Raw genomic sequence first — 23402 nt, forward strand, 5'->3', positions numbered from 1 at the left:
GCTCAGCCTTCAGCATCAGAACAAGGACCAGCCTCAACACGCTGGTTCACACGGCGAACACGCATAAGCGCCGCATTAAACTCACCACCCAGAATAAAGATGACGGCCGTCAGATACATAAAGATGATGGCCGTCATGATACCAGCTAGACCAGCATACAAAGACACATAGTTCGCCCACCGCGCCAGATAAGCACCAAAGGCTGTACCAGCGATAATCCAGAGGATCATTGTCAGTATAATACCGGGCAACACTTCAAAGAAGCTACGACGGCCAGCCGGCAGATACATATGAGCTGCCAGCAGAGCAAACATCAGCAACAAAGATGTGATGCCATAACGGACAATATTCGCCTTGTAGCTAAACTGCTCCATAACCGGTGCCAGATGAACAGCCCATTCCCAAGCCAGCGGACCAAACACGATCAGGAACGTTGAAACCATCAAAACAGCCGTTCCAATCAGAACCGCCAGAATGGATTGTGTTCGGCAGAAGAACCAACTGCGATTATCTCGAACACGATAAGCACGGTTCAACCCGACTCGCATGGCCTCAACGCCATTGGACGAGAACCACAGCGTGACGACCACACCAAAAGTCAGCAAATCACCACGTGGCTGAGTGAGAACGGCTTTGATTTCACCGGAAACAGGGCCAGCCACACGTTCGGGCCAGACATCAAAGATCAACTCCGTCGCACTTTGTGCAACCGAGTTCAGACCAAGAAAACCTGAGAACGCCGCCACAAATATCAAAAATGGAAACAGAGCCATCAACGATGACAAAGCCACATGGCTCGCCACAGCATAGCCATCATCAGAGTTAAAATGCCCGAGAGCATCTGCAAGCACCTGATACAATTTTCCCCAAAGGCCACGTTTCTTCATAAAACTGATCTGGTCTGTCTCTCTGTAAGTTTCAAGTTAGATAATAGACGGGACTTCAAGAAATATTCATGAAGAAAGCTCCCACCTTTAGGGCATTGCACAAATACACATCCCATTTAAGTTTGCAGTGCACAATGACCGAGTGGATTGAGGGAGGCAAGCCGTGTCGGAAACGGTGAATACAATAGAACAAGCAGTCGCACCATCGAAAGAAACACGTGCTCAGGCGCTAAAATCTCTTGAAGCTCTGCTTGGCATCGCGCGCAAAAACGTAAAACTGCGCGTATTGAAAGATGGCCGCATCGCCTCCGCTCTCATGGAGCAGGAACAGCGTGCCACCCACGGTCTTGCCTGGCTTGCAACTTATGTGGAAGCCCTCAAGCAGCTGAACGCATACGGCGAACGGCTGGAAACCGAAGGCACCTTCGGCGAAGTGGAAAGCCTGATCCTGCGCATTGGCCTTGCAGAATACACCGCACAAGTCTTTGGCGGGTTGCCAATGAGTCAGGGCGAAATCCTTCGTCTCTCTGATCTGGGCATCAGCCGCAGTGAAGCCAACAGTCATCACACCGAAGCTGTTGAAGCAGTCATTGCAGACGGCACCCAACCAGCCTTGCGCACGCGTCTTGCAGAACTCATGCAGCACGCAGAAGGTCAATCCACCATCGGCGCAACTGGACTGGACGAGACCTACGAGCAAATTCGCGAAGAAATGCGTAAGTTTGCCGAAGCAAAGGTCACTCCGTTTGCTCACGAATGGCACCTGAAAAACGAATACATCCCTCTTGAGATCATCAATGAGATGGCAGAGATGGGCGTATTCGGCCTGACGATTCCGGAAGAATTCGGCGGCATGGGTCTTGGCAAAGAATCCATGTGCGTGGTCTCAGAGGAACTATCCCGAGCCTATATCGGTGTTGGCTCCCTTGGCACCCGCTCCGAAATTGCAGCAGAACTCATTCTCGGCGGTGGTACGGAAGAACAGAAAGCCAAGTGGCTTCCACGCATCGCCTCTGGTGAAACTCTGCCAACCGCAGTCTTCACCGAGCCAAACACCGGCTCAGATCTCGCATCACTAAAAACACGCGCAGTTAAAGACGGCGACACATGGAAAGTCTCCGGCAACAAAACATGGATCACCCACCCGGTCCGTGCCGACATCATGACCTTGCTCACCCGCACCAAGCCAGAAGAGCCTGGTTACAAGGGCCTATCCATGTTCATCGCGGAAAAGCCTCGCGGAACAGATGCAGAGCCATTCCCGGCTGAAGGCATGTCAGGTGGCGAGATTGAAGTTCTCGGCTATCGCGGTATGAAGGAATACGAAATCGCGTTTGACGGTTTTGAAGTCAAAGACGAAAACCTGCTGGGTCAGGTGGAAGGTCAGGGCTTCAAACAACTCATGCAAACCTTCGAGTCCGCCCGCATTCAAACTGCCGCCCGTGCAATCGGCGTCGCTCAATGCGCTCTGGACCTTGGCCTGCGCTATGCGCAAGAGCGTGTCCAGTTTGGCAAATCACTCATCAACTTCCCGCGCGTATCCGACAAGCTCGCCATCATCGCCTGCGAAACCATGATCGCCCGCCAGCTCACGTACTTCTCTGCTTGGGAGAAAGACAGTGGCCGACGTTGTGATCTGGAAGCAGGTATGGCGAAATTACTGGGCGCACGCGTGGCCTGGGCTGCGGCAGACAACGCATTGCAGATCCATGGCGGCAACGGCTTTGCACAAGAATACCCGATCTCTCGCGTACTCTGCGATGCACGTATTCTCTCAATCTTTGAGGGGGCAGCAGAAATTCAGGCGCAGGTTATCGCACGCCGTTTACTGGATGAAACCGAGCTGTAAAGCGTATTCCCGAAAAGAACAGGAAGCGCGACTATTTCCGTCGCGCTTCTTCATAAACTGAGAGTTCAAGGCGCTTATCCATAAGCGTCTTTCTTATTTCAAATCGCTCGTCAGTCTTGGTCGCAGCTTTAAGCTGATCTTCCAATGTGGAGATCTCGCGGCGCAGAGTCAGTTCTCCCTGAATGCTACCACCAGCTCCATTCACCACACTCATTTGTGCGCTCTGAGCGAAATTTGTCCCGGACCTTCTGGGGATAGGTTTTCCCGCACCTTCAAGGTGATCCATAGAACCATTCATCTGTGATCGGCGAATTTGTTGCTCGATTAGTCGATCCATTCCCATAAACAGACCTCTATCCTTTGTTTTTCTTAGATCAATTTCTCTGATGACTGTGGCTGCAACATGTTCATATGCAATTTTTCTAAATTTTTTTGCTGAATACAATTAACTTACAACCGGACCAAATTATCGATTTTAACTTTACGCTAATAAATTCACCATCTCCGGTTGCATTATGCAAGTTACACGGTACATTTTAGTTAAATTTTTATTTAATTTATATCGAACTGGAGAGCGCGATGTTGCGGCCTCTTATTTTTGCAAGTCTTATCGTGGGCTCAGCACTGGCATTAGCTGGTAGCACCTGGGCACTAACCCAGACCCGCGCCGTTGGCCCGGGCCTTACTCAAATCAGTGCCCCCTCTAAGAATGCGTTGAAACCAATTTCCACCACCAGCAAACTCATACGCTATCCAGCAAAGTCCTCTCTGAAACCGCTCAAAGCAAAATCAAAGCTTGTACGGCTTGAGCCCAAATCAAAGCTGATCCGATATCGAGTGAAAACAGCGACAAACACAATTCCAGCTAAACCAGCATCATTGGCCTACGCGCATGTAACTGGCGCCCTCAGTTATGTCCCGCGTCAGGAACTGGACGAACTGCTCGCCTTCCTGAACAAGGACATCTATCAGCTGACAGGAACCCACTCGGCAGCAGGCTTAGTACACCAAACCTCATGGCGGCTGGAGAGACAGAGCAGTCAGATAATGGAGAACGTCTCCTCCTACCTGCCCTAAGCGGTCCTACCCGCAGAGACGCGTGCACCAGTACGGCATCTCTCCCCATCAACCCATCACGTCAGGCAGCCAGCGGATAGCTTTCTTCCACCAGATACGGTCCGCCGCCCACTGCCGCTTTTGCTGAGAAGAGCACAAACCGCCCAGCGGTGAATGCAGGCGCTGAGAATTCACCACGCATCTCGAGCCAATGTGCCAACTCTGCAGGGGATGTCCCCCTCAACCGAGCCAATGTCACATGCGGCGTATATTTGCGCCGAGCTGCTTGCAGGCCGAGCCGCTGCAAGATGCGCTCTTGCTCAGCTTGAAGCTCAGCTAGCTCCTGAGTGGGCTCAACACGTGCCCAAAGCGCATGTGGTTTGGCTCCCCCAAACGATCCCAGCCCGGTCAGCTTGATCGTCAACGGAGCACGATTCACCCGTGCCAGCTCATAGGCAACTTCGTCAGCAATGCGATCATCAATATCGCCTATAAACCGTAATGTGATGTGGTAGTTTTCTGGGTCGATCCATCGAGCGCCGCGCAGCCCTCCGCGCATAAGGCTCAACATCATCCCTGTGCCCGAAGGCAGCTCTAGGCCAGTGAAAAGGCGAGGCATATCAGGACCCTCCACTAATGCAGATGATAAATTAGCTCACGTTTAACGCCAGAGTACAAGCAGAAAATCACAGCTCTACGAACATCTGGGGATTTTCTTTCCATCCCTTAAAACAAAAAATGCCGAAGCCCACACAAGGCTCCGGCACAATTCTGTCTCTACAGATAAAAGAGAACTATCTGCCAATCACGGACATGGATTGGAGTACTGCAGATGGATATCATTAATCCGTGCCACAACCTCGTCAGTCATCTCAAAGTCTGTTGCACGAATATCTGTCGCCAGCTGCTCCATATTCGTCGCACCAATGATCACAGAGGTCACGAATGAACGGGAATGAGCAAACGACAGCGCCATAACTGCTGGATCAACACCCAGCTCTTCTGCCAGGTCGCAATACGCATCAATAGCTTTCTGACCAAACGGGTTCTCATAACGGCCAAGGCGCTTGAACAGTGTTTTACGCGCACCAGCTGGCAACGCACCATTCCGGTACTTACCAGTCAGATACCCCTGTGCCAGAGAAGAGTATGCCAGCAGACCAACATTCTCCCGCTGTGCAATCTCGGCGCCACCCACTTCAAACAAGCGGTTCACCAGAGAATAGGCATTCTGGATAGACTGAACCCGTGGCAACCCACGCGCTTCAGATTCCTGCACAAACTTCATGGTGCCCCAAGGGCTTTCGTTGGAAAGACCGAAATGGCGGATTTTGCCTGCTTTCACGAGCTCCTGCATAACTTCAAGAGTCTCATGGATCGCATTTTCGTCTTCTGCCGGGTCCGCATCCTGCCAGATGGTGCTGACAGAACCAAAGCCGGACACATTACGATCTGGCCAGTGCAGCTGGTAAAGGTCGATATAGTCTGTCTGCAAACGCTTCAGGCTGGCATCCACTGCTTCCATGATCTGCGCACGGGAGAGCTGGCTTGTGGAACCATCTTCACGATGCCAGTCCTGAGCAGAACGGCCAACAACCTTGGTTGCCAGAACAACCTTGTCGCGGTTACCGGATTTCTTGAACCATGTTCCGATAATTTCTTCAGTACGGCCTTTGGTCTCTGGCTTCGGCGGCACAGCATAAAGCTCTGCAGTATCGAAGAAGTTGATGCCCTGCTCTAAGGAATAATCCATTTGAGCATGGCCTTCAGCTTCGGTATTTTGTTCACCCCATGTCATCGTACCAAGACAGATGCTGGAAACGTTGAGGTCTGTACGCCCCAATTTACGAAATTCCATGTATTCCCCATTTGCAGCCCCAAGCTGCTTTTCATTCTCACGCCCTAATTGGACATAAAGGACAAAGATCCAGCCTCGTCCAAAGACAACGGATCATGCCCCGAATTCTGTTTTGCTAAATCTGCCTCATGGATGGAGGTGGGCAGAGGAAGTGGTCTGGTAAGCATACCAAGCACATCTTCGAAAAGTAGGATGTGTTTTTCCGACAGGAAGGCGCAGTAAGTCAATACTTTAAAGCAGACTCTGCGTTCCAGCCTGAAAAGGAAGAGTATCAGCTCTTATGATTTAGCCTGTTCAATGAGCAGTTCAACAGAAGGCAGAATTTTTTCGACAATGATCGAAACACCTTTACCCGTTGGATGCATGCCATCACCAAGGTTTAGCTCAGGTTCCGCTGCCACACCGTCCAGAAAAAACGGATAAAGCAACGCATCATGCTTCTGCGCAAGATCACCATAGATGGAGTTGAACTCCTGACCATACTGATCACCCAGATTAGGCGGTGCCATCATGCCAGCCAACAGCACCGGAATATCGCGAGATCCCAACCGTTCCAGCATTGCATCCAGGTTTTTGCGCGTTATTGACGGATCCAGCCCGCGCAACGCATCGTTGGCACCCAGTTCAAGGATCACTCCGTCTACGTCATCGCCCACAGACCAGTCGAGCCGTGAAAGGCCACCTGAGCTGGTATCACCAGATACACCAGCATTGACCACGGTGATGTTATAGCCCCGCTCTTGCAAAGCCTTCTCCAGCTTTACAGGAAAGGCGTCTTCAGGTGGCAATTGATAACCAGCCGTCAGGCTATCGCCAAAGGCAACCAGCTTCACCGGCTCGGCTCCATCCTGCGCCATTCCGGTTGAAGCACCTGCGAATGCAAGGCCCAGCACAACGACAGCACCACTGAAAAAACGCAGCACACCAGATTTAGCTTCAACTTTTCGTGATCCAGACATTCAAATACCTTAGATTTTTTCAAACCGAGCTGGACGATGCAATCCACCCTACCCATATGCTTCCCAAGTGCGGCTGCGACAAGAGCCGCCAACAAATTTATTATAAGATGTAATTCAGAGATTTGCATCGCCTGCACATCAAGGTAGAAGAATGACAGGTAATCCCGCATTAGACTTAAACGGCGTTCACCTCAGCCTGGGCCATGGCGCAGGCCGCACCCATATTCTCAAAGGTATTGATCTTTCAATCAGCACCGGCGAAAGCGTTGGCCTCGTTGGACCATCCGGCTCAGGCAAATCTACTTTGCTCATGGTGATGGCAGGTCTGGAACGCGCAGACAAAGGCACCGTCAAAGCTGCAGGGCAAGAACTCGGCGCAATGAGCGAGGATCAACTCGCCCGTTTCCGTGGTCAGAACGTCGGCATCATCTTCCAATCCTTCCACCTGGTCCCAAACATGACCGCTCTGGAAAATGTCGCTGTACCTCTTGAGCTTTCTGGTGACCTCAAAGCATTTGATCGTGCGAAGGAAGAGCTGGAAGCCGTTGGCCTTGGCCACCGCCTCAATCACTACCCAACTCAGCTTTCTGGCGGTGAACAGCAACGCGTTGCCGTCGCCCGTGCCCTCGTCACCAACCCTGAAATTCTGATCGCAGATGAGCCAACAGGCAATCTGGACGAAACTACTGGTGAGCAAATCATCGAGCTGATGTTTAATGCGCAGGAGCGCAAGAACACCACACTGGTTCTCGTCACCCACGATCCGTCTCTGGCAGACCGTTGTCAACGCAAGATCCGGGTGCATTCCGGCACCGTTGAGGAAGAAACACCTGCTGTGCGTGAGGTACGCGCCCAATGAGCCAAAGCAACTCAAACGGTTTCCAGCCCGGCTTTGGCCTTGCTGCCCGTTTTGCCCTGCGTGAAATGCGGGGCGGCCTCAAAGGGTTTTACGTTTTCATCGCCTGTATCGCACTGGGCGTGGCCGCCATTGCTGGCGTTGCCTCCTTTTCCCGTGCGCTGACAGAAGGCATTTCAGCAGAAGGTCAGGCCATCCTTGGCGGCGACCTCGCATTCTCTCTCATTCACCGAGAAGCAACACCAGATCAGCTCGCCCACCTGCAAAGTATGGGCGACATCTCCAGAATCTCCAGCCTGCGCGCGATGGCCCGTACCGACACCGCAGGTAACCAGACACTGGTTGAGCTAAAGGCAGTTGATAATCCTTACCCGTTGATTGGTGAGTTCGACCTCTCCTCTGGCAAGGACCTGCAAGCGACCATCAACGGCAGAACAGAAGGCCTGCGCAATGCTGTGGCTGAAGTTGCCCTACTGGCACGCCTTGGTCTGGAAGTTGGTGACCAGATTGCCGTCGGCAAAACCGAGTTCCGCATCGCCGATACAATTGAGCTGGAACCGGACAAACTCTCGTCTGGCATGACAGTCGGTCCTCGCCTCCTCATCTCTCAGGAAGCATTGCAAGACACTGGCCTGATCCGCCCCGGCTCATTGGTCAACTACACGTACCGCGTCCGCATGGGCGACAACGTGCCGGAAGATCAGCTCCAGCAAGCTATTGATCGGACAAACAGTCAGTTCCCTGATGCTGGTTGGCGTATCCGCTCCAAGTTGGAAGCAGCCCCAAGCCTGCAACGGAACATTCAGCGCTTCGCCCAGTTCCTCACGCTCATCGGCATTACGTCCCTCGTGGTGGGCGGTGTTGGCGTAGCAAACGCTGTGCGCAGTTATATGGATACCCGCCGGGAAGTCATTGCCAGCTTCAAATGCCTCGGTGCATCAGGTGGCTTTGTCTTCAAAGTCTACCTTATTCAGATGATGGTGCTGGCCACTATCGGCATTATCATCGGTATGGCACTGGGCGCCTTGATCCCACTTGTCGCTATGGCAGCCTTGCAATCCATTCTGCCAATCAACGCAGTACAGGCGGTCTACCCGCTTCAGCTGCTGCTTGGCATGGCGTACGGCTACCTCACTGCCCTTGCCTTTGCCTTGTGGCCACTCGGCAGAGCACACGACATCGCACCAACCGTGCTGTTCCGTGATGAAGTCAGCACCCGCAGCCGCTATCCAAAGCCGCTGTATATCGCAGGTGCTGCGGTGACACTGGTTCTGCTTGCTGGCCTTGCCCTTGTCATGGCCTACGACAAAACCATCGCCGTCATCTTCATCGGCGCATGTACCGGCACATATCTGCTATTGCTCGTCGTGGCCCACCTCATCATGGCCGCAGCGCGGAAGGTGCCAACAGTCCGCTCTACAGAGCTGCGTCTGGCGATCACCAACATCTACCGCCCCGGCGCACTGACACCATCCGTCGTGCTCTCACTCGGCCTCGGCTTGTCACTGCTGGTTGCTTTGGCTCTGATTGATGGCAATCTACGCCGTGAACTCAATCAAGCCGCTCAGGAACAGGCTCCAAGCTTCTTCTTCGTCGATATTCAAAACCACGAAAAAGACGCCTTCGAAGCTCTCGTTACTGAAAAAGCAGCAGGCACAGAGTTCAACGCAGTTCCAATGCTGCGCGGAAACATCGTCGCGCTGAAAGACATCCCTGCCTCAGACTATCCCGCTCCACCAGAAGCGGAGTGGATCCTGCGCGGCGACCGCGGCATCACATATTCTGAAACCCTGCCTGAAAACTCCGTTGTCACAGCAGGCGAATGGTGGCCGAAGGATTACACCGGTGAACCGCTTGTCTCCTTCTCTGACGACAACGCCCGCGAGCTGGGCCTGAGTGTTGGCGATAAGATCACCGTCAACGTGCTTGGGCGTCAGATCTCTGCGAAAATTGCGAACTTCCGCACGGTGGACTGGGAAAGCATGTCCATCAACTTCGTGATGATCTTCTCGCCAAACACTTTCGCAGGCGCTCCGCACACCCATCTGGCAACCGTCGGCTGGCCGGGCGAAGCCACCTTGCAACAAGAGCTTGACCTACTGAAGGAAGTCACACAAGCCTTCCCAACCATCACGTCAATCAGAGTGAAAGATGCGATCGCACAGGTGAATGACCTTGTCGGTCAGCTGGCATGGGCCATCCGTGGCGCCTCCTCCATCACACTCCTCGCAAGTGTGCTGGTTTTGGCAGGTGCATTGGCAGCAGGTCATCAAAGCCGCATCTATGATGCAGTTATCCTGAAAACACTGGGCGCCACACGCGGACGTCTCATCAAGGCATACATTCTGGAATACCTGATCCTTGGTGGTACCACCGCAATCTTCGCCCTGTTCACCGGCTCACTGGCGGCTTACTTCATCATCACAGGTGTGATGGAAGGCAGCTTCACCCTCCTGCCCGTAACGGCCATCACCGCCATTATCGGCGCTCTCATCTTCACAGTAGGCTTCGGTTTACTGGGCACTTGGAGAGTGTTGGGAGAAAAACCTGCACCCGTTTTACGAAATCTGTAAAACTCCGTGGACTGCATCAAGTAAAAAAGCGTTGATCGACGCAGATGCAGTCCACATCTCTCAGAATTATGAGTTAACAGACCAACTCTTCTATTTTCCGGCTAAGGTCTTGCACCGCCAGCAACATTACAACTGGTTAATAATAGGGTCCGGTTTTACCAAGTTTATACCAAAAGACCTTGCTTTAAGGGGCGATTTTACAAAAATCGGCAGGGTACACTCTTGTCTTACGCCCTTTTTCCCACCATATTTGCTGATATGTAACTCGGGTCAGTCACCCGTGCTGTTTGGTATGACCAACAGCAAACACGTGTTTAACAAGAGAGAGGATCCACATGGCGACCTTCGACCGCAATAATTCTACGCGGTATGGAATGGCTGGCTCTCATGCCAATGCAGCCGCATTTGACGCTGGTCTGCGCGCCTACATGCTTCGCGTTTACAACTACATGGCAGTCGGTGTTGCAATCACCGGTGTGCTCGCACTGCTCACCTCAATGATGGCGACGACGACTGATCCATCTATGGCAGCAGCTCAGATGGGTAATACTTTGCTCACCAGCCTTGGTGTTGCACTGTATGGTAGCCCGCTGAAGTGGGTTGTTATGCTTGCTCCACTTGGTTTCGTGTTCTTCCTGAGCGCACGGATCAATAAGATGAGCGCATCCGCCGCACAAATGACCTTCTGGGCATTTGCAGCTTTGATGGGTGTTTCTCTCTCATCGATCTTCATCGTTTACACCGGCAACTCCATTGCTCGTGTATTCTTCATCTCTGCAGCTTCCTTTGGCGCGCTGAGCCTGTTCGGCTACACCACCAAGAAAGACCTCTCCGCTTGGGGTTCCTTCTTGTTCATGGGCCTGATCGGCATCATCATCGCGTCTGTGGTCAACCTCTTCCTTGCGTCTTCTGCTCTGCAGTTCGCAATCTCCGTGGTTGGCGTTCTGGTATTCGCAGGCCTCACCGCCTACGACACCCAGCAGATCAAGGAAATGTATGCAGCTGTTGATGACAGCGAAGTAGCAGGCAAGAAAGCCATTATGGGCGCGCTCCGTCTGTACCTGGACTTCATCAACCTGTTCATGATGCTTCTGTCCCTGTTCGGCAACCGCGAGTAATCACAGCAGCCATCAGGCGTACAAATCAGAAAAAGCCCGAGGCATCCGCCCCGGGCTTTTTTCTTGGCCAAATGACAGCGCAGATATAGGCTTCAAGCTGGCATCAGAAACACAATCGACTGCAGGATACCAAATGTACGGACCGCTCTCACTGTTCCATTGGTATGAACGCAAGGTTTTCCAGTTCAGAGACTTTCACAAAGCCCACCCAACCATGGCCGAGCGCTACCATATGATCGCAAGCATTGTGGCTGTCATCGCCACTATCGCCGCCGCCATCTACCTGCCAGTTCTGCTGATACCTGCAGGAACTGCCTATGTTTTGCAGTCCCCACTTAGCTACATAATCAATCGGGCCAAAGAGAAACGAAACAACGTTTACAACTCCGCATTCCCGAGTAAGCGATGGTACGCCGACTCAAATCACTGGAAACATCACCAGCTACAATTCGCAGTCGTAAAAGCTGTATTCCCTGATTTATAGCCAGTTAAATGCATCCAACACGCACAGATAACCACAACGTAACCGCTTAGTTTTCAGGGGTACAACCAAATTTCACTAGCCAAGATCAATAAGAGGTTTTATTTTCTTAACGTAGCGTACCATATGTTTTTCTAAGCAATTTTCTGCTTGTTCCAACAGCATTTGTAGGGGCAAAAAATGCCAAGACACTCGCCTTGTGCCATCGCCAATGAATTTCTGAGACGCCGAGGCAGCTCTGAATACCCATCTCAGATGTACATTCAAAAACTCGTTGCCATCGCCAACGGCTGGAACCTCGCGATCAACGGCGAGCCATTGGTGAACTCAGCTCCCCAAGCTTGGAAAAATGGCCCAGTATTTCGGCAGATATGGGATTTCATAAAGGAAGGCGGGCACAAAGGCCCCAATTGTGAAATTGCAGATCCCGTCACCGGCCAGATCGTCACTGGCCGCATCAACGGTAGTGAGCAAGACATCATTGATCACGTCTGGAAGAAGTACCGTAACTATACGCCACAGCAACTGTCAGATCTCACCCATCAAGCGAATTCTCCATGGGCCCATGCCTACTTCGAAAAGGGGAGAAACGCAGAAATCGATACAGAACGCACCCGACAATATTACATCAAACTCGCCTTAGCGGGCCGCTCTCACGCAGAAGAAGAGCAGTCCATACAAACAGCGGGTCGGATCAATGCCGCCTAACGATACATTCGAGGACACACTCGAAAAGCCACTCACTGTGGATGACATCGACGCAGCCGTCTCCAAGCTCCCTATTGAGGTGGACCCACCCGCCAAGATCGGGTTCGAGCAGCTGCTGAAAGACCGTCAGGCCCTGTCTGACGACAACACCCTGCTTCAGAACGAGCTGATGGAGCTTAAGTCACGGCTCGCGACCAAGCAGGAGCTGGACGCCCTCATCAAACCCTACGCAGGCAAAGCCTACTGGTTCATGTGCGTGTATTGCGGCACAGTTGCCCTCATCCTCGTGCTGGCAGGCTTCAAAAATGTCTATGGCAACTCGTTCAATCTGGCCGACAGCGTACTGGAGTTCCTCGTTGGCAGCACCGCAACCACTGTCATCGGCCTGGTCGGCATGGTACTCACAGGCATCTTTGTGGGCGCTCGAAAATAGCGCCCCACACGCTCTACAGCGTATCTCCGAAAAGTGGAAACCGGTTTTCGGATAAAGATACGCAAAAACAAAGACTAAAGCAGTTCATGTGTTTCAACTTAAATGCGAGCTGCTTTAATGACCGGATAACACCAGCACCTTGACTGGGAAAGCCAACGCCTGGAACCGCAAGATCAGCGCATGCATGATCGAGGTCGCATCCACCATGTGATAGTAAAGGCCGCCCCAGAACCCAAACTCACCCGCTGCAATCTGCTCACCATAATTGCTGTAGGCATTGGCAATGCACTTGCTGCCGGGAGGAATACCATTCGTATCACCGGGATAAAGCGGCTCCATGATCACCAGCAAGGTTCCCGGACGCGCAACATCCTGCGCATCCACCAGCTGATCCGTCGGGCGAAACTGACCTGAGGAGATAAAGTCCTGTGTATCCACCACGACCATCGGAATAACCTCAAACGGCCGCGATGCACAGGTGATCTCTGCCGCCATGCCAACCTTGATCACAGTAGCAGTAATCTGCCCAAAGCCCGCCTGAAACCGCCCATACCCCGTCGTAGAAGGCACGAGAATACCAGCAGGACGTAGGATCGGGCTTACAATATCACCCGGCTGAAGAATGAACTGCGTGATCACACCATCAACGCCAGCATAAACAAACTTCTTGTGATAGGCGGACTCCGCCTGATGCAGCCGCGCAATCGCACTGGTCCGCTGTGCAGGCAGGCTCACGGTGATCTTCGTCTGCACGATATCCCGGTTAGCAACAGCCGCATCCAGCTGCCCTTTGCGCACAACCACCTGATTTTCGCGCGTATCAATTTCTTTCTGCGTCACCACATCAGAATTACGCCGTTGCAGGTCCAGCGTCCGTTCCAACTCACTGACGGATTGATTATAGGCGCCTTGCGCCTGAGAGATCATGGCTTCCGCACTGATCAGCTCAGAGTTCGCCAGCTGAATCTCAGCATCAATTTCATCCACTTCACTCTGCGCCGTATCCACCTGAGCTTTCTCAGTAGAGGAATCCAGCGTAAACAGCAGTTGCCCGGCCTTCACATGCTGGTTGTTCTCCACCACCACCAGATCAACCCGCCCCGCCGTTTCCGGCAGGATGGAAACGGTGCGATACAGCGACAGCACGTTGGACGTGGTTGGGTGATAGAAGAAAACCAGCGTGATTAGCGCAATGGTCAGCATCAGCGCCCCGGTAATCCCCCAGCGCAGTTCATACCACACCGTAAAAAACGTAATCTCGTGCCCGATCCGCTTACCCTGCTTGTAGCGACGAAACAGATAGTCCGGCAGGATCGTCACGAGCGAGCAAAGAAGAAACTCAATCATTCTGTTTCTTCCCCTTTATCGTCTTGCGCAAAGAGTTGGCGATGGTGTTCAGCGGCGTCTCGTAATCCGGCAGGTTAATCGCAGCCAGCAGCAGCGCTGCAATCCAGAAGTAGTTGTTGTGCGTGAACAACGCCAACACCGCCAGTAGGGCCACGATCTGCATATGCGACCGCCCATACTTGTGCGCCATCTTCTCTGGCAGGGCATGTAGGGAAAAGTAAAAGACACCCGCCAGCAACACCGCACCAATGGCGATGAAGATGGTGACCACCATCAAAACATCTGTACTGCCCGGTGCAGTGATGAAGATAGGAAGATGCCCAGCGAATTGCTCATGTTCGCCACCAGAAGCCATAGCTTGTACCGCTCGTCTCTCAGGGGTTGCATGGTGCCAGCGCAGAACGCGGACGGAATGGAGCATCTTTCATGCCCCATTCATGGTTACCCTGAGAGAAACAAATCGGGAGAAACTCGGCGAAAATGGAAGGTTTCGAGCCTTAAGGTAAAGGCCCACTAAGCGAAAACAGATGAATTGAAATCAAACGACAGCCAGCTCTTCCCGCGCCTTCAAAAAGAGCGGCGCCAGCGCCTGCGACAACGCAAAGCTCTTCTCCGCATCTGCTTCCGTGTAGGCATGGTCCGCATCCAGCAGGTTCACTGTGCCAATCACCTCGCCAGATGCCACCACTGGCAAATTCAGAGTTGCCCCCAGCCCCATGGCAGCAATCTTCTCATGGTCAGGAAAGTAGTCCTTCACATCTTCAATGGTGTATCCAAGAAACGGCTTCTGCTGCACAAGCACGCGCTCATACCAGCCACCTTCTTTTTCAATCGGCTTGGTGCCGGAGGTGCCATAAGAGCCTTCCGCGCTGGAAAACAACCGCACCACATGGCTCCCGTCAGGATGCGTCACCGTAAGCGTAAACAGCTTGTATCCGGGAAACTTGGAGAACAACACGCCCACTTTCTGTGCGGCCTCCTGCAAGCTGGAGCTCTCTGCGACAGCCTGCACAAACTCAATCTGATCAACCACTTCAAATACCTGCAATTGTGAAATGCAGATACTGTAACTCCTCCGTGCTGGCCATCAAGTCAGAGAAACTCAACTAAGCCTCATTCAAAGATCAGCCACGCTTCAGCTCTTTGAGATCATTGTCGTCCGTATAGAACTTGTCGTCGATACAGCACTCAGCTCGCAAAAACTGCAGAACTTCATCCAACTGCTCAAACTGAGCCACACAGTAAAGCACCCGCCCCTCACGCCGCTGTTTGATCAAGCCTGCAGAGGCCAAACCAGACAGATGATGCGACAGTGTTGAGCCCGGAATCTCCAGTTCTTCCTGCAATGTACCCACCGCGAGGCCTTTATAGCCAGCTTTTACAAGCCGTTTATAAATTGCAAGACGCGTTACATGACCAAGTTCTTTCAAGGCCTTAGCAGTTTTTTCGATATCCATCTCATTCACCAGAATTTCTTATATTTCGACATTACTAGAAATATCTTGACATGAAAACCTATTATTCTATTATTTCGACAAATCCGGAAATATCGTAATAAGGATCATACCCAATGTCACTGTCCTCTGAAATGCTCATAAGCAGCCTGGAAATGTTCGCAGTGCTTGCTGTGGAACTGACGATCCTCTTTCTGGCGATCAGTTACTTCGTCGGCATCTTGCAGGAATACATTCCGCCAAGCCGCGTGCAGAAGATCCTCAGCAGTCAAAACGGCAAAGGCTATGTCACAGCAGCAGCGCTTGGCGTCATCACCCCATTCTGCTCCTGCTCCACCATCCCGTTCCTGAAAGGCCTGCTCCGTGCCCGCGCCGGCTTTGGCACCATGATGGTGTTCCTGTTTGCCAGCCCACTGCTTAACCCGATTATCATCGGCTTGTTCGCGGTGACTTTCGGTCTGGGAGTCACAGTGTTCTACTTCACCATCGCATTGGCGGTTTCCATCATCGCAGGTTACACGCTTGAAAAGCTTGGCTTCGAAAGGTTTGTGAAACCAGAAGCCTACGCGGCCCCATCCACCTCTTCATGCGGCAACAGCTGCAGCGGAAGTGCGCCAGTTCAAAGCAAATGGGCAAGGGTATGGAACTCAACATGGGCAGACTTCAAAAAAGTCCTGCCATACCTCATCGGCGGCATCGCCATCGGCTCAATGATTTATGGCTTCATGCCAACAGATCTGGTGTCCTCTTGGGCGGGTGAAAACAATCCACTCGCAATCCCTGTGGCCGCTATCATCGGCATCCCGCTCTACATCAGAGCAGAAGCCGTGATCCCCCTCACCGCAGCACTTGCAGGCAAAGGCATGGGCCTCGGCGCAATCATGGCTCTCATCATCGGCAGCGCAGGTGCCAGCCTGACAGAGGTAATCTTGCTGAAATCCCTCTTCAAAAACCAGATGATCGCCGCCTTCCTGGTCGTGATCCTGGGAATGGCCGTCAGCGCAGGCGTACTCTATTCGCTGATCTTTTGACCCTAGAAACCTCAAAAACCCTGCAACTCACGCAGATCAGACCCTACTAACAATCAGGTTAGTGGGGGGCTTAAGATTAGAAGCCGCACAAATTTTCGCCCTCAAGATTAGAAACTTAAATTAAGCCACCGATGACATACAGCGCAAATCAGGAGCACGCTGACAAGACAAACCTACATTATTCTTGCGATCGAGAAACACGCCTGAACAATGCTGGCTAAGCATAAGAAAACCCGTTGAGAAAATCATCGCGAGATTGTTTCATATATCTAATATTTTCTTGTAAGGGGCATGGGTTGTCTCCCCATTCCCTTACCACGCTTCTTACGAGCAAACTTCCTTGGTCGATTGCGTACGATCTTGCCTTGCACCTAAGTAGAGCCACAGTGGGGTCTCGTTTACTGGCAGTCGTGACGATTCATAGTGAAATCACCCATGAAGTTATCTTTCAGATCTGTGTAATGATAGATTAAGGTGAACTTGGCTTTTTGGACAATGGGCTGGCTACACATGACTTGTACAATCGGCTGTTTTAAAGAGTTTTTGTCCTCCTCTGTCAGCACAAACCATTCGCCACCTGTATCCAGCGTGTATCTGTATGTCAGCGTTTTTTTGGCTGCGTTTACATCAGCGCCCACCCACATGGTATATTCATCAACCTTCATAGGCATTTGTTCAAATGCGGGCTGTAGACTTTTCAAAATGGCCGCTTCTAACTGTTGGTCTGAGCTATTTGCCCAAAACTGTTTAACTAGTCCGCGGGCACCTACAAAACTAGCACCGATGACAAGTGCTATTAAAATTTTCCTAGCACCATTTTTAATTTTGCCATCAGTTCTCAAAAAATACATTATCGCCATCCTGTGAAAACCATTTTAAAGCCTGCCGAGCAACCAGTAGGGCATGATAACATCATGCATGGTGAAGGATAGATACTTCGATTCTGGCAAAAGATGTCGAGATCATTCTAGCGTAGCGTACTATTTGGGCATTTATCAGAAATGCCCGTAACTGGTCAGCTCATTCTCTCAGCGTTATGTCCAGTCTCAGCAGAGTCTCAATTAACTTGAGCTGATAATCGAGGTAATCTCAAGTCGCAACAAGTAGCGGCTGATTTCTAATCTCGAATGATCTCCAGGAAGTCTGGGCCAAACCGTTCTAGTTTGGACTCACCAACACCAGAAATCTCCAACATCTCTTCAAGCCGCTGAGGACGTTCAACGGCCATTTCAATCAGGGTCTTATCATTGAAGATCACATAAGGAGGCACATTCCGCTCTCGCGCCAGTTCCATCCGCCGCGCTCGAAGTTTCTCAAACAGCTCCTGATCCGCAATGTCCTCAATCTGAGCCCGCGCTGGCGTCTTAGTCCGGCGCTCCATCTTCGCAGAGTTGGCAAGCTGGTCCACCTTCAACTCAATGGTCCGGCGTTCCTTCAAGAACTCCATGCCCAGCGCCGTCATCTTCAAAGCCCCATGAGCATCGTGATCAGCATAGATCAGGCCAGCAGCCAGCAGCTGCCGGGCAATGGCGTTCCACTTGATCTTGTCGAACTCACCGCCAATGTTGAACGTCGACAGCTGGTCATGCCCACGTGAGATGATCCGCTCACTCGCATTACCAAGCAGAACATCAATCACGTAGTTCGCCCCAAAGCTCTGCCCCGTGCGCAAAATGCAGGAGAGCAGCTTCTGCGCGGCAATAGTCCCATCCATAGTCTTCGGCGGATTCAAACAGGTATCGCAGTTACCACAAGGCTCGCACTCATCGCCAAAGTAGCGCAGCAGAACAGAGCGCCGACAGGTCGCCGTCTCACAGTAAGCGAGGAAAGACCGCAGCTTCTGCCGTTCAATCTGCTTCTGGCTCTCTGGCGCTTCACTTCGGTCAATCATCTGGTTCAGGAACACAACATCCTGCATACCATAAACCAGCCACGCCTCAGACGGCAGGCCATCACGCCCAGCGCGGCCCGTCTCCTGATAATAAGCCTCAATGTTCTTCGGAAGGTCCAAATGCGCCACAAACCGCACGTTGGGTTTATCAATGCCCATACCAAACGCGACCGTGGCAACCATGATCATGCCTTCTTCTTTGATGAAGCGATCCTGATTGGCCTCACGTACGGAACTGTCAAAACCCGCATGATAAGGCAGCGCATCAAAGCCCTCATCAACCAACCACGCGGCAGTCTCCTCCACCTTCTTGCGGGACAGGCAGTAGATGATGCCACTCTCACCAGCTGGTCGATCTTTCAGGAAACGCCGCAACTGCTGCTTCGGATTACTCTTGATGCCAACGGTGTAGGTGATGTTGGGCCGGTCAAACCCAGAGGAAATCAAGCGCGGCAAATCAAGCCGTTCTTGAATGTCCTTCCGCGTCGGCTCATCCGCAGTCGCCGTCACAGCAAGGCAAGGCACACCCTCAAGCTTCGCCCGTACATTGGTCAGCTCGCGATACTCAGGCCGGAAATCATGGCCCCACTGGCTGATACAGTGCGCTTCATCAATCGCCAGCAGCGCGATCAGCCCACGCTGGTTCAGCTCTTCCAGCAAACCAACAAACTCAGGCCGCACCAACCGTTCCGGCGCCACATACAGCAGATCCAGCTCCCCAGCCCGTAAATCCCGATAAGCAGCCTGAATGTCCTCACGAGAAAGCGCGGAGTTGATAGACGTCGCTCGCACCCCAAGCTCGCGCAGTGTCGCAATTTGGTCCTGCATCAGCGCAATCAGCGGAGAAACAACAACACCCACCCCACGGCGACACAAAGCAGGCACCTGATAACACAGCGACTTACCCGCCCCTGTCGGCATAAGAACACAGCAGCTCTCACCAGCCATTACGCTATCAATCACAACCTGCTGATTGCCACGAAACGCGTCATAGCCAAATACTTTTTTCAGAACATCATGTGGCGAGGCAACAATATCTTGCGTGAGTGTCATGAGCAGCAGCACTTACCTAAAGGGATTTGAAGGGCGTTTCCTAACCTCTACCGGTCTGAAGCAAGCACGCAAGGCTTATCTGCTGCTCGAGCACAAAATCTTACCATGACCCTTAAGGCGCACGGCCTCACTCCGTCTCACCGATACTTCGCAGCAGAAATAAACTCACCAAAGGTTTCGCACCAGACCAGCACGGTGTTGTAGGTCTCAATATCAACGCCCTCAGGCACATTCAGCAGGAAGCCGTCGAAGGTTTTGACATCACCAATCAGCACAGAGTTGTCCTTGATTGGTAGGAACTCATCTTCATGCTCAACGAACTCAGGGACCAGATAAACCTTGTAATCCGGACCCGGTGCGAGACGCCCCTGATGAACGATCATCTCTGGAGAGATACTCACCTTGCCCTCACCCCAATGCAGGAAGTCACTGCCACGCTGGTCGCGGCTGAACTCCGCAGTGTACTGCGCGTTCTGGGCTTTCTGCTCCAGCACGGCGGTCTCAGGAGAATCCGGTGCAGTCAGGATAGGCAAAAAGTAGATCCCAAGCGCAAAGCCAACAACAAGCACTATGGTGTGCGAAACGAGCAATGCAACAAAACGGATCATAGGAGTTCTTTCGGTTTACATGGTCAAAATCATTATGATCATAAAAGCGATCACATCAAAGTGTCTAGCAACCACGTATGAGGATGGCAACAAAGCTACCTCATTGTAATCAATCCCAAAATCTCAAAACACTGTGAAATACCGTGAAGAGCCCACTGTTTCCTAATCAGTGCTCATATCACCTCAAAACACCCTTCTCTCACACACAAAATATTATCAATTTCAACAGGTTAACACTATCCACTCTAACCAAATGAGTGACCTTAGCCTGTTTATCCATGAAATATGCAGACTTAACATTCATCAAGTAGATTTACCTAAATGCTGTTTAGCCTCAGCCCTTTAACCCCTAGGACAAAAGGTCTGAATTATGAGCGAAAAAACTTTATACGAACGCCTCGGCGGCTATGACGCGATTTCTGCAGTCGTCAACAACCTCCTCCCACGCCTACAGAGCGATGAGCTGCTCGGACGCTTCTGGCAGAACCGCGGTGATGATGGGATCGCCAGAGAAAAGCAGCTCCTGATTGATTATCTGGCAAACAGCGCCGGCGGACCTTTGTACTACACAGGCCGTGATATGGTGATCACACACACTGGCATGGGCATCACCGAAGCAGATTGGGATGTGTTTTTAGCCCACCTGAAAGCCACTCTGGAAGCCTTCAGCCTGCCAGAAGCTGAGTTCAACGACACCGTTGGGTTCGTGAGCAGCCTGAAAGAAGAAATTCTGGTTTAGCACCCCGATTATTTTCCAGAGCATTTAAACGCGCATCCCCCGGAATCAGGCCAATTTAGGACCGGCCGGGTGATGCTTCCTTCCGCACAACCCACCCATTGCACATTTGACTTAGCGGCAGCTTTACCTCACAGTTTCAGAGAGTTCATTTTTCTGCCCATTGCGACACCCACAAAGTTTCATCATGCCGCTTTCATTGAGTGCCTATCTTAGTCTCGGGTTAGCTATTGCAAGCGTCCCGCTCATCACACAGCGATGGGTGCCGCTCACCTTATTCGCTCTCTCGCTGGTTCTTGCAGTCACCGCAGGCGTATTGAATGCAACCGGGCTCCTGCTCGTTCTCAGCTGGGCTGTGGTCTGTGCTGTCCTCTTCCAGCAAAAGCACCCTTTCTGGCTTTATTATGTGATGGTTGGTCTGCTGTTGCTGGCAGGGCATCTGGTGATGACGCATGAAGCTCCCGGCTTTCACAATCTTCAGGTCCTGTCTGGTGCAAAAACCAGCCCGGATGCTGTGCCATACTCGCTTTACCTCAATTTCGATAAGGCAGCTCTGGGCTTCCTGCTGTTTCTCTTTGCGGCACCCCGCATCCGCACAGCCAAAGACTGGCTCCGCAGCCTGCGCATAACACTGCTGTTCTTCATTCCGGCAGCGGCAGTGTTGATCGGCGCAACCTACGCCGCAGGGCTGGTGGTGTTCGACCCGAAACTGGTGCCCTTCTTACCAATCTGGATTTTCGCAAACTTGCTGTTCACCTGCGTGGCAGAAGAGGTCTTCTTTCGCCAGTTCATCATGGGCCAGCTGATGGAAAAGCTCGGGCGCAGCTTTTGGGCAGGCACCGCGGCACTCGTAATCTCCTCACTCCACTTCGCCTACTACCATCTGGATGGCGGCCTGCCTTACGCAGCCTTTGCCTTCGTCGCCGGGCTGTTCTACGGCGCCACCTTCTGGAAATCAGGTCGTGTAGAAGCCGCCATAGGCGTCCACTTCCTCGTCAACCTTACCCACATCCTCTTTTTCACCTACCCCATGTTGGCGAAGTAAGGCAGGCAACCACCCACGATACCTTTTCCGTAAGGGAATGCTGCTAAACATTGCTCTGTAACGTGCTCGCACTTCAAGGCCTCGAGCTCTCGGAACAAAGGGTGGCTGAATGTCCAGATCGCAAACGAGGCTAACACCACGTTCAATCATCGCTGCAACGAGTGGAAACGTTCTGGAATGGTATGACTTCACCGTTTACAGCTTCCTCACAGCAACGATTGCCACCCAGTTTTTCCCGCTAGAAAACAGAGTGGCTTCACTGCTTTCTGCATTCGCCGTGCTGGCTGTCGGATATGCTGCGCGCCCTATCGGCAGTGTAATCTTTGGCCATATTGGAGACCGTGTGGGCCGGAAGACGGCCATGATGATCTCCGTCCTGCTGATGGGCGGAGGCTCTCTCGCGATTGCCGTGCTACCCACATATGATCAAATTGGGATCGCCGCAGCCATACTTCTGGTCTTGGTGAGGATTGTTCAGGGCATTGCCGTGGCCGGAGAATACACAGCCTCTGGCGTCCTTCTGGTGGAACAAGCAGAGCCAGAACGCCGGGCATTAACAGGAGCATGGATTGCATGCGCCATGATATCCGGCTGCCTTGTCGGCTCGGCTGTCCCAGCCGGTATCAGCCTCCTTCTTTCTGCCGAACAGATGGCGGATTGGGGATGGCGTCTGGCTTTTGGTTTCGGCACGCTGGTCGCAATCTTCAGCGCGGTTATCAGGCGAAACATCACCGATACAGTGCTGGACGAAGACCCGGCAGATAACTCATCACCTGTCTGGCAAAGCCTGCGGGATCATTCTGGTTTGATCGGGCAAATGATTTTGCTGCTCATTCCAACCGCTGTGATTTACTTTGTAATTTACGTCTATGCAGTCTCGTATTTAAGCGCGGAGCCAGGCTTTGGCGCATCTACGGCACTCAATGTCACAACACTCAACCTGATTGTTATGGCTCTGTTTATTCCGGTTTGCGGACTAGCTGCGGACCGGTTTGGGTTGCGGCCAGCTTTTCTCGCAGGGGCATTGGCAACCTTCATCCTCGCGGGCCCTTGCTGGTGGCTTATGCTCCAAGAGGACATCACATCCGTTTTTCTTGGGCAGTTCGGTCTCACCTTAACAAGCACAGTCGGATGGGCACTCTCCATCACAGCCCTCACCCTAATGGCGCCGGATCACTTACGCTGCAGCGTTGTCGCGCTCGGATACAATCTCAGCATGGCCCTCTTTGGCGGCACCACCCCAATCGTCGCCACATATCTGGTAACCCAGACCGGCAAGGACTACGCCCCCGTCTACTACATCCTCATTGCAGTCCTCATCTCCCTCCCAATCATCTGGCGTCTGCCCAAACTGATCGCCACAACACGGCTGCAGAACGCTTTGGCATAACGTTCAGCACCTCATGTTTAAGCGAGCCCTCTAATGCAAAAAGTAATGTGTAAAGCTGAAAATACGCTG

General features: G+C 52.3%; 24 protein-coding genes. 12 read left to right on the forward strand and 12 right to left on the reverse strand.

Translation table 11 applies throughout. The features are described from left to right. Positions 1-2: 2 nt before the first annotated feature. Complete coding sequence (locus PsW64_RS22400; RefSeq protein ID WP_057463480.1) at positions 3-887, reverse strand: YihY/virulence factor BrkB family protein; 885 nt, start codon at positions 885-887, stop codon at positions 3-5. Positions 888-1062: 175 nt separating this feature from the next. On the opposite strand from PsW64_RS22400, the gene PsW64_RS22405 reads away from it, so the two are divergent. Continuing rightward, positions 1063-2736, forward strand: a complete 1674-nt coding sequence (locus tag PsW64_RS22405; RefSeq protein ID WP_063305109.1) for an acyl-CoA dehydrogenase family protein — start codon at positions 1063-1065, stop codon at positions 2734-2736. Between the two features lie 31 nt (positions 2737-2767). Here the strand turns inward: PsW64_RS22405 and PsW64_RS28270 are convergent, their stop codons facing one another. Further along, positions 2768-3079, reverse strand: coding sequence for a DnaJ family domain-containing protein (locus tag PsW64_RS28270; protein WP_208994694.1), 312 nt, complete (start codon positions 3077-3079; stop codon positions 2768-2770). A gap of 236 nt (positions 3080-3315) precedes the next feature. On the opposite strand from PsW64_RS28270, the gene PsW64_RS22415 reads away from it, so the two are divergent. Continuing rightward, positions 3316-3813: a hypothetical protein gene (locus PsW64_RS22415; protein ID WP_063305056.1), complete on the forward strand. Its 498-nt coding sequence runs from the start codon at positions 3316-3318 to the stop codon at positions 3811-3813. A 61-nt stretch (positions 3814-3874) separates the two neighbouring features. Here the strand turns inward: PsW64_RS22415 and thpR are convergent, their stop codons facing one another. The 3 genes from thpR to PsW64_RS22430 all read right to left on the reverse strand — a co-directional run bounded on the left by thpR (position 3875) and on the right by PsW64_RS22430 (position 6507). Then, a complete protein-coding gene (thpR, locus tag PsW64_RS22420) occupies positions 3875-4411 on the reverse strand; it encodes an RNA 2',3'-cyclic phosphodiesterase (protein WP_063305057.1) in 537 nt (178 codons plus the stop codon). Between the two features lie 186 nt (positions 4412-4597). Continuing rightward, complete coding sequence (locus tag PsW64_RS22425; RefSeq protein ID WP_063305058.1) at positions 4598-5650, reverse strand: aldo/keto reductase; 1053 nt, start codon at positions 5648-5650, stop codon at positions 4598-4600. 278 nt (positions 5651-5928) lie between these two features. Beyond that, a complete protein-coding gene (locus PsW64_RS22430; protein WP_208980975.1) occupies positions 5929-6507 on the reverse strand; it encodes an arylesterase in 579 nt (192 codons plus the stop codon). Between the two features lie 253 nt (positions 6508-6760). On the opposite strand from PsW64_RS22430, the gene PsW64_RS22435 reads away from it, so the two are divergent. The 6 genes from PsW64_RS22435 (at position 6761) to PsW64_RS22460 (ending at position 12778) form a co-directional block, all read left to right on the forward strand. Next, the gene (locus PsW64_RS22435) at positions 6761-7468 is read left to right on the forward strand and encodes an ABC transporter ATP-binding protein (protein WP_063286055.1); all 708 of its coding nucleotides are present in this window, start codon (positions 6761-6763) and stop codon (positions 7466-7468) included. Beyond that, complete coding sequence (locus PsW64_RS22440) at positions 7465-10038, forward strand: ABC transporter permease (RefSeq protein WP_063305060.1); 2574 nt, start codon at positions 7465-7467, stop codon at positions 10036-10038. The genes PsW64_RS22435 and PsW64_RS22440 overlap by 4 nt, the downstream gene beginning before the upstream one ends. A 335-nt stretch (positions 10039-10373) precedes the next feature. Continuing rightward, positions 10374-11156 carry a Bax inhibitor-1/YccA family protein gene (locus PsW64_RS22445; protein WP_057463488.1) on the forward strand — a complete coding sequence of 261 codons (783 nt, stop codon included), beginning with the start codon at positions 10374-10376 and terminating at the stop codon, positions 11154-11156. Positions 11157-11289: 133 nt separating this feature from the next. Then, the gene (locus tag PsW64_RS22450; RefSeq protein ID WP_063305061.1) at positions 11290-11640 is read left to right on the forward strand and encodes a hypothetical protein; all 351 of its coding nucleotides are present in this window, start codon (positions 11290-11292) and stop codon (positions 11638-11640) included. A 177-nt stretch (positions 11641-11817) separates the two neighbouring features. Next, positions 11818-12345 carry a Panacea domain-containing protein gene (locus tag PsW64_RS22455; RefSeq protein ID WP_208980967.1) on the forward strand — a complete coding sequence of 176 codons (528 nt, stop codon included), beginning with the start codon at positions 11818-11820 and terminating at the stop codon, positions 12343-12345. Beyond that, positions 12335-12778 (forward strand): hypothetical protein, encoded by a 444-nt coding sequence (locus PsW64_RS22460; protein WP_057463491.1) that lies wholly within the window; start codon positions 12335-12337, stop codon positions 12776-12778. The genes PsW64_RS22455 and PsW64_RS22460 overlap by 11 nt, the downstream gene beginning before the upstream one ends. Positions 12779-12892: 114 nt before the next feature. On the opposite strand, the gene PsW64_RS22465 is transcribed toward PsW64_RS22460, so the two are convergent. The 4 genes from PsW64_RS22465 to PsW64_RS22480 all read right to left on the reverse strand — a co-directional run bounded on the left by PsW64_RS22465 (position 12893) and on the right by PsW64_RS22480 (position 15582). Further along, positions 12893-14125: an HlyD family secretion protein gene (locus PsW64_RS22465; RefSeq protein WP_063286059.1), complete on the reverse strand. Its 1233-nt coding sequence runs from the start codon at positions 14123-14125 to the stop codon at positions 12893-12895. After that, entirely contained in the window at positions 14118-14546 is a 429-nt protein-coding gene (locus tag PsW64_RS22470; protein ID WP_208980968.1) for a hypothetical protein, read from the reverse strand. Before PsW64_RS22470 ends, PsW64_RS22465 begins: the two co-directional genes overlap by 8 nt. 117 nt (positions 14547-14663) lie before the next feature. After that, positions 14664-15158 carry a GAF domain-containing protein gene (locus PsW64_RS22475; RefSeq protein WP_208980969.1) on the reverse strand — a complete coding sequence of 165 codons (495 nt, stop codon included), beginning with the start codon at positions 15156-15158 and terminating at the stop codon, positions 14664-14666. A 91-nt stretch (positions 15159-15249) separates the two neighbouring features. Continuing rightward, positions 15250-15582 (reverse strand): ArsR/SmtB family transcription factor, encoded by a 333-nt coding sequence (locus PsW64_RS22480; RefSeq protein ID WP_057463494.1) that lies wholly within the window; start codon positions 15580-15582, stop codon positions 15250-15252. A 113-nt stretch (positions 15583-15695) separates the two neighbouring features. Between PsW64_RS22480 and PsW64_RS22485 the strand changes: the two genes are divergently transcribed. Continuing rightward, positions 15696-16610 carry a permease gene (locus PsW64_RS22485; protein ID WP_063305063.1) on the forward strand — a complete coding sequence of 305 codons (915 nt, stop codon included), beginning with the start codon at positions 15696-15698 and terminating at the stop codon, positions 16608-16610. 398 nt (positions 16611-17008) lie between these two features. On the opposite strand, the gene PsW64_RS22490 is transcribed toward PsW64_RS22485, so the two are convergent. The 3 genes from PsW64_RS22490 to PsW64_RS22500 form a co-directional block, all read right to left on the reverse strand. Then, complete coding sequence (locus PsW64_RS22490) at positions 17009-17461, reverse strand: hypothetical protein (protein ID WP_063305064.1); 453 nt, start codon at positions 17459-17461, stop codon at positions 17009-17011. 266 nt (positions 17462-17727) lie between these two features. Next, positions 17728-19554 (reverse strand): DNA helicase RecQ, encoded by a 1827-nt coding sequence (gene recQ, locus PsW64_RS22495; RefSeq protein WP_208980970.1) that lies wholly within the window; start codon positions 19552-19554, stop codon positions 17728-17730. A gap of 137 nt (positions 19555-19691) precedes the next feature. Then, positions 19692-20162 carry a DM13 domain-containing protein gene (locus PsW64_RS22500; RefSeq protein ID WP_063291167.1) on the reverse strand — a complete coding sequence of 157 codons (471 nt, stop codon included), beginning with the start codon at positions 20160-20162 and terminating at the stop codon, positions 19692-19694. A gap of 370 nt (positions 20163-20532) precedes the next feature. On the opposite strand from PsW64_RS22500, the gene PsW64_RS22505 reads away from it, so the two are divergent. The 3 genes from PsW64_RS22505 to PsW64_RS22515 all read left to right on the forward strand — a co-directional run bounded on the left by PsW64_RS22505 (position 20533) and on the right by PsW64_RS22515 (position 23333). After that, positions 20533-20901, forward strand: a complete 369-nt coding sequence (locus PsW64_RS22505) for a group I truncated hemoglobin (protein ID WP_063286064.1) — start codon at positions 20533-20535, stop codon at positions 20899-20901. 184 nt (positions 20902-21085) lie between these two features. Then, positions 21086-21943, forward strand: a complete 858-nt coding sequence (locus PsW64_RS22510) for a CPBP family intramembrane glutamic endopeptidase (protein ID WP_063305066.1) — start codon at positions 21086-21088, stop codon at positions 21941-21943. A gap of 109 nt (positions 21944-22052) precedes the next feature. Next, the gene (locus PsW64_RS22515) at positions 22053-23333 is read left to right on the forward strand and encodes an MFS transporter (RefSeq protein WP_063294457.1); all 1281 of its coding nucleotides are present in this window, start codon (positions 22053-22055) and stop codon (positions 23331-23333) included. Positions 23334-23402: the final 69 nt, after the last annotated feature.

Origin of the sequence: Pseudovibrio sp. W64 (assembly GCF_001623145.1) — a bacterium.
Taxonomy (GTDB): Bacteria; Pseudomonadota; Alphaproteobacteria; order Rhizobiales; family Stappiaceae; genus Pseudovibrio.

Coding starts and splice junctions, on each gene's coding strand:
- PsW64_RS22400 (WP_057463480.1), bottom strand. CDS start 887: ATGAAGAAACGTGGCCTTTGGGGAAAATTGTATCAGGTGCTTGCAGAT.
- PsW64_RS28270 (WP_208994694.1), bottom strand. CDS start 3,079: ATGGGAATGGATCGACTAATCGAGCAACAAATTCGCCGATCACAGATG.
- PsW64_RS22415 (WP_063305056.1), top strand. CDS start 3,316: ATGTTGCGGCCTCTTATTTTTGCAAGTCTTATCGTGGGCTCAGCACTG.
- thpR (WP_063305057.1), bottom strand. CDS start 4,411: ATGCCTCGCCTTTTCACTGGCCTAGAGCTGCCTTCGGGCACAGGGATG.
- PsW64_RS22425 (WP_063305058.1), bottom strand. CDS start 5,650: ATGGAATTTCGTAAATTGGGGCGTACAGACCTCAACGTTTCCAGCATC.
- PsW64_RS22430 (WP_208980975.1), bottom strand. CDS start 6,507: ATGGCGCAGGATGGAGCCGAGCCGGTGAAGCTGGTTGCCTTTGGCGAT.
- PsW64_RS22435 (WP_063286055.1), top strand. CDS start 6,761: ATGACAGGTAATCCCGCATTAGACTTAAACGGCGTTCACCTCAGCCTG.
- PsW64_RS22440 (WP_063305060.1), top strand. CDS start 7,465: ATGAGCCAAAGCAACTCAAACGGTTTCCAGCCCGGCTTTGGCCTTGCT.
- PsW64_RS22445 (WP_057463488.1), top strand. CDS start 10,374: ATGGCGACCTTCGACCGCAATAATTCTACGCGGTATGGAATGGCTGGC.
- PsW64_RS22450 (WP_063305061.1), top strand. CDS start 11,290: ATGTACGGACCGCTCTCACTGTTCCATTGGTATGAACGCAAGGTTTTC.
- PsW64_RS22455 (WP_208980967.1), top strand. CDS start 11,818: ATGCCAAGACACTCGCCTTGTGCCATCGCCAATGAATTTCTGAGACGC.
- PsW64_RS22460 (WP_057463491.1), top strand. CDS start 12,335: ATGCCGCCTAACGATACATTCGAGGACACACTCGAAAAGCCACTCACT.
- PsW64_RS22465 (WP_063286059.1), bottom strand. CDS start 14,125: ATGATTGAGTTTCTTCTTTGCTCGCTCGTGACGATCCTGCCGGACTAT.
- PsW64_RS22470 (WP_208980968.1), bottom strand. CDS start 14,546: ATGCTCCATTCCGTCCGCGTTCTGCGCTGGCACCATGCAACCCCTGAG.
- PsW64_RS22480 (WP_057463494.1), bottom strand. CDS start 15,582: ATGGATATCGAAAAAACTGCTAAGGCCTTGAAAGAACTTGGTCATGTA.
- PsW64_RS22485 (WP_063305063.1), top strand. CDS start 15,696: ATGTCACTGTCCTCTGAAATGCTCATAAGCAGCCTGGAAATGTTCGCA.
- PsW64_RS22490 (WP_063305064.1), bottom strand. CDS start 17,461: ATGTATTTTTTGAGAACTGATGGCAAAATTAAAAATGGTGCTAGGAAA.
- recQ (WP_208980970.1), bottom strand. CDS start 19,554: ATGACACTCACGCAAGATATTGTTGCCTCGCCACATGATGTTCTGAAA.
- PsW64_RS22500 (WP_063291167.1), bottom strand. CDS start 20,162: ATGATCCGTTTTGTTGCATTGCTCGTTTCGCACACCATAGTGCTTGTT.
- PsW64_RS22505 (WP_063286064.1), top strand. CDS start 20,533: ATGAGCGAAAAAACTTTATACGAACGCCTCGGCGGCTATGACGCGATT.
- PsW64_RS22510 (WP_063305066.1), top strand. CDS start 21,086: ATGCCGCTTTCATTGAGTGCCTATCTTAGTCTCGGGTTAGCTATTGCA.
- PsW64_RS22515 (WP_063294457.1), top strand. CDS start 22,053: ATGTCCAGATCGCAAACGAGGCTAACACCACGTTCAATCATCGCTGCA.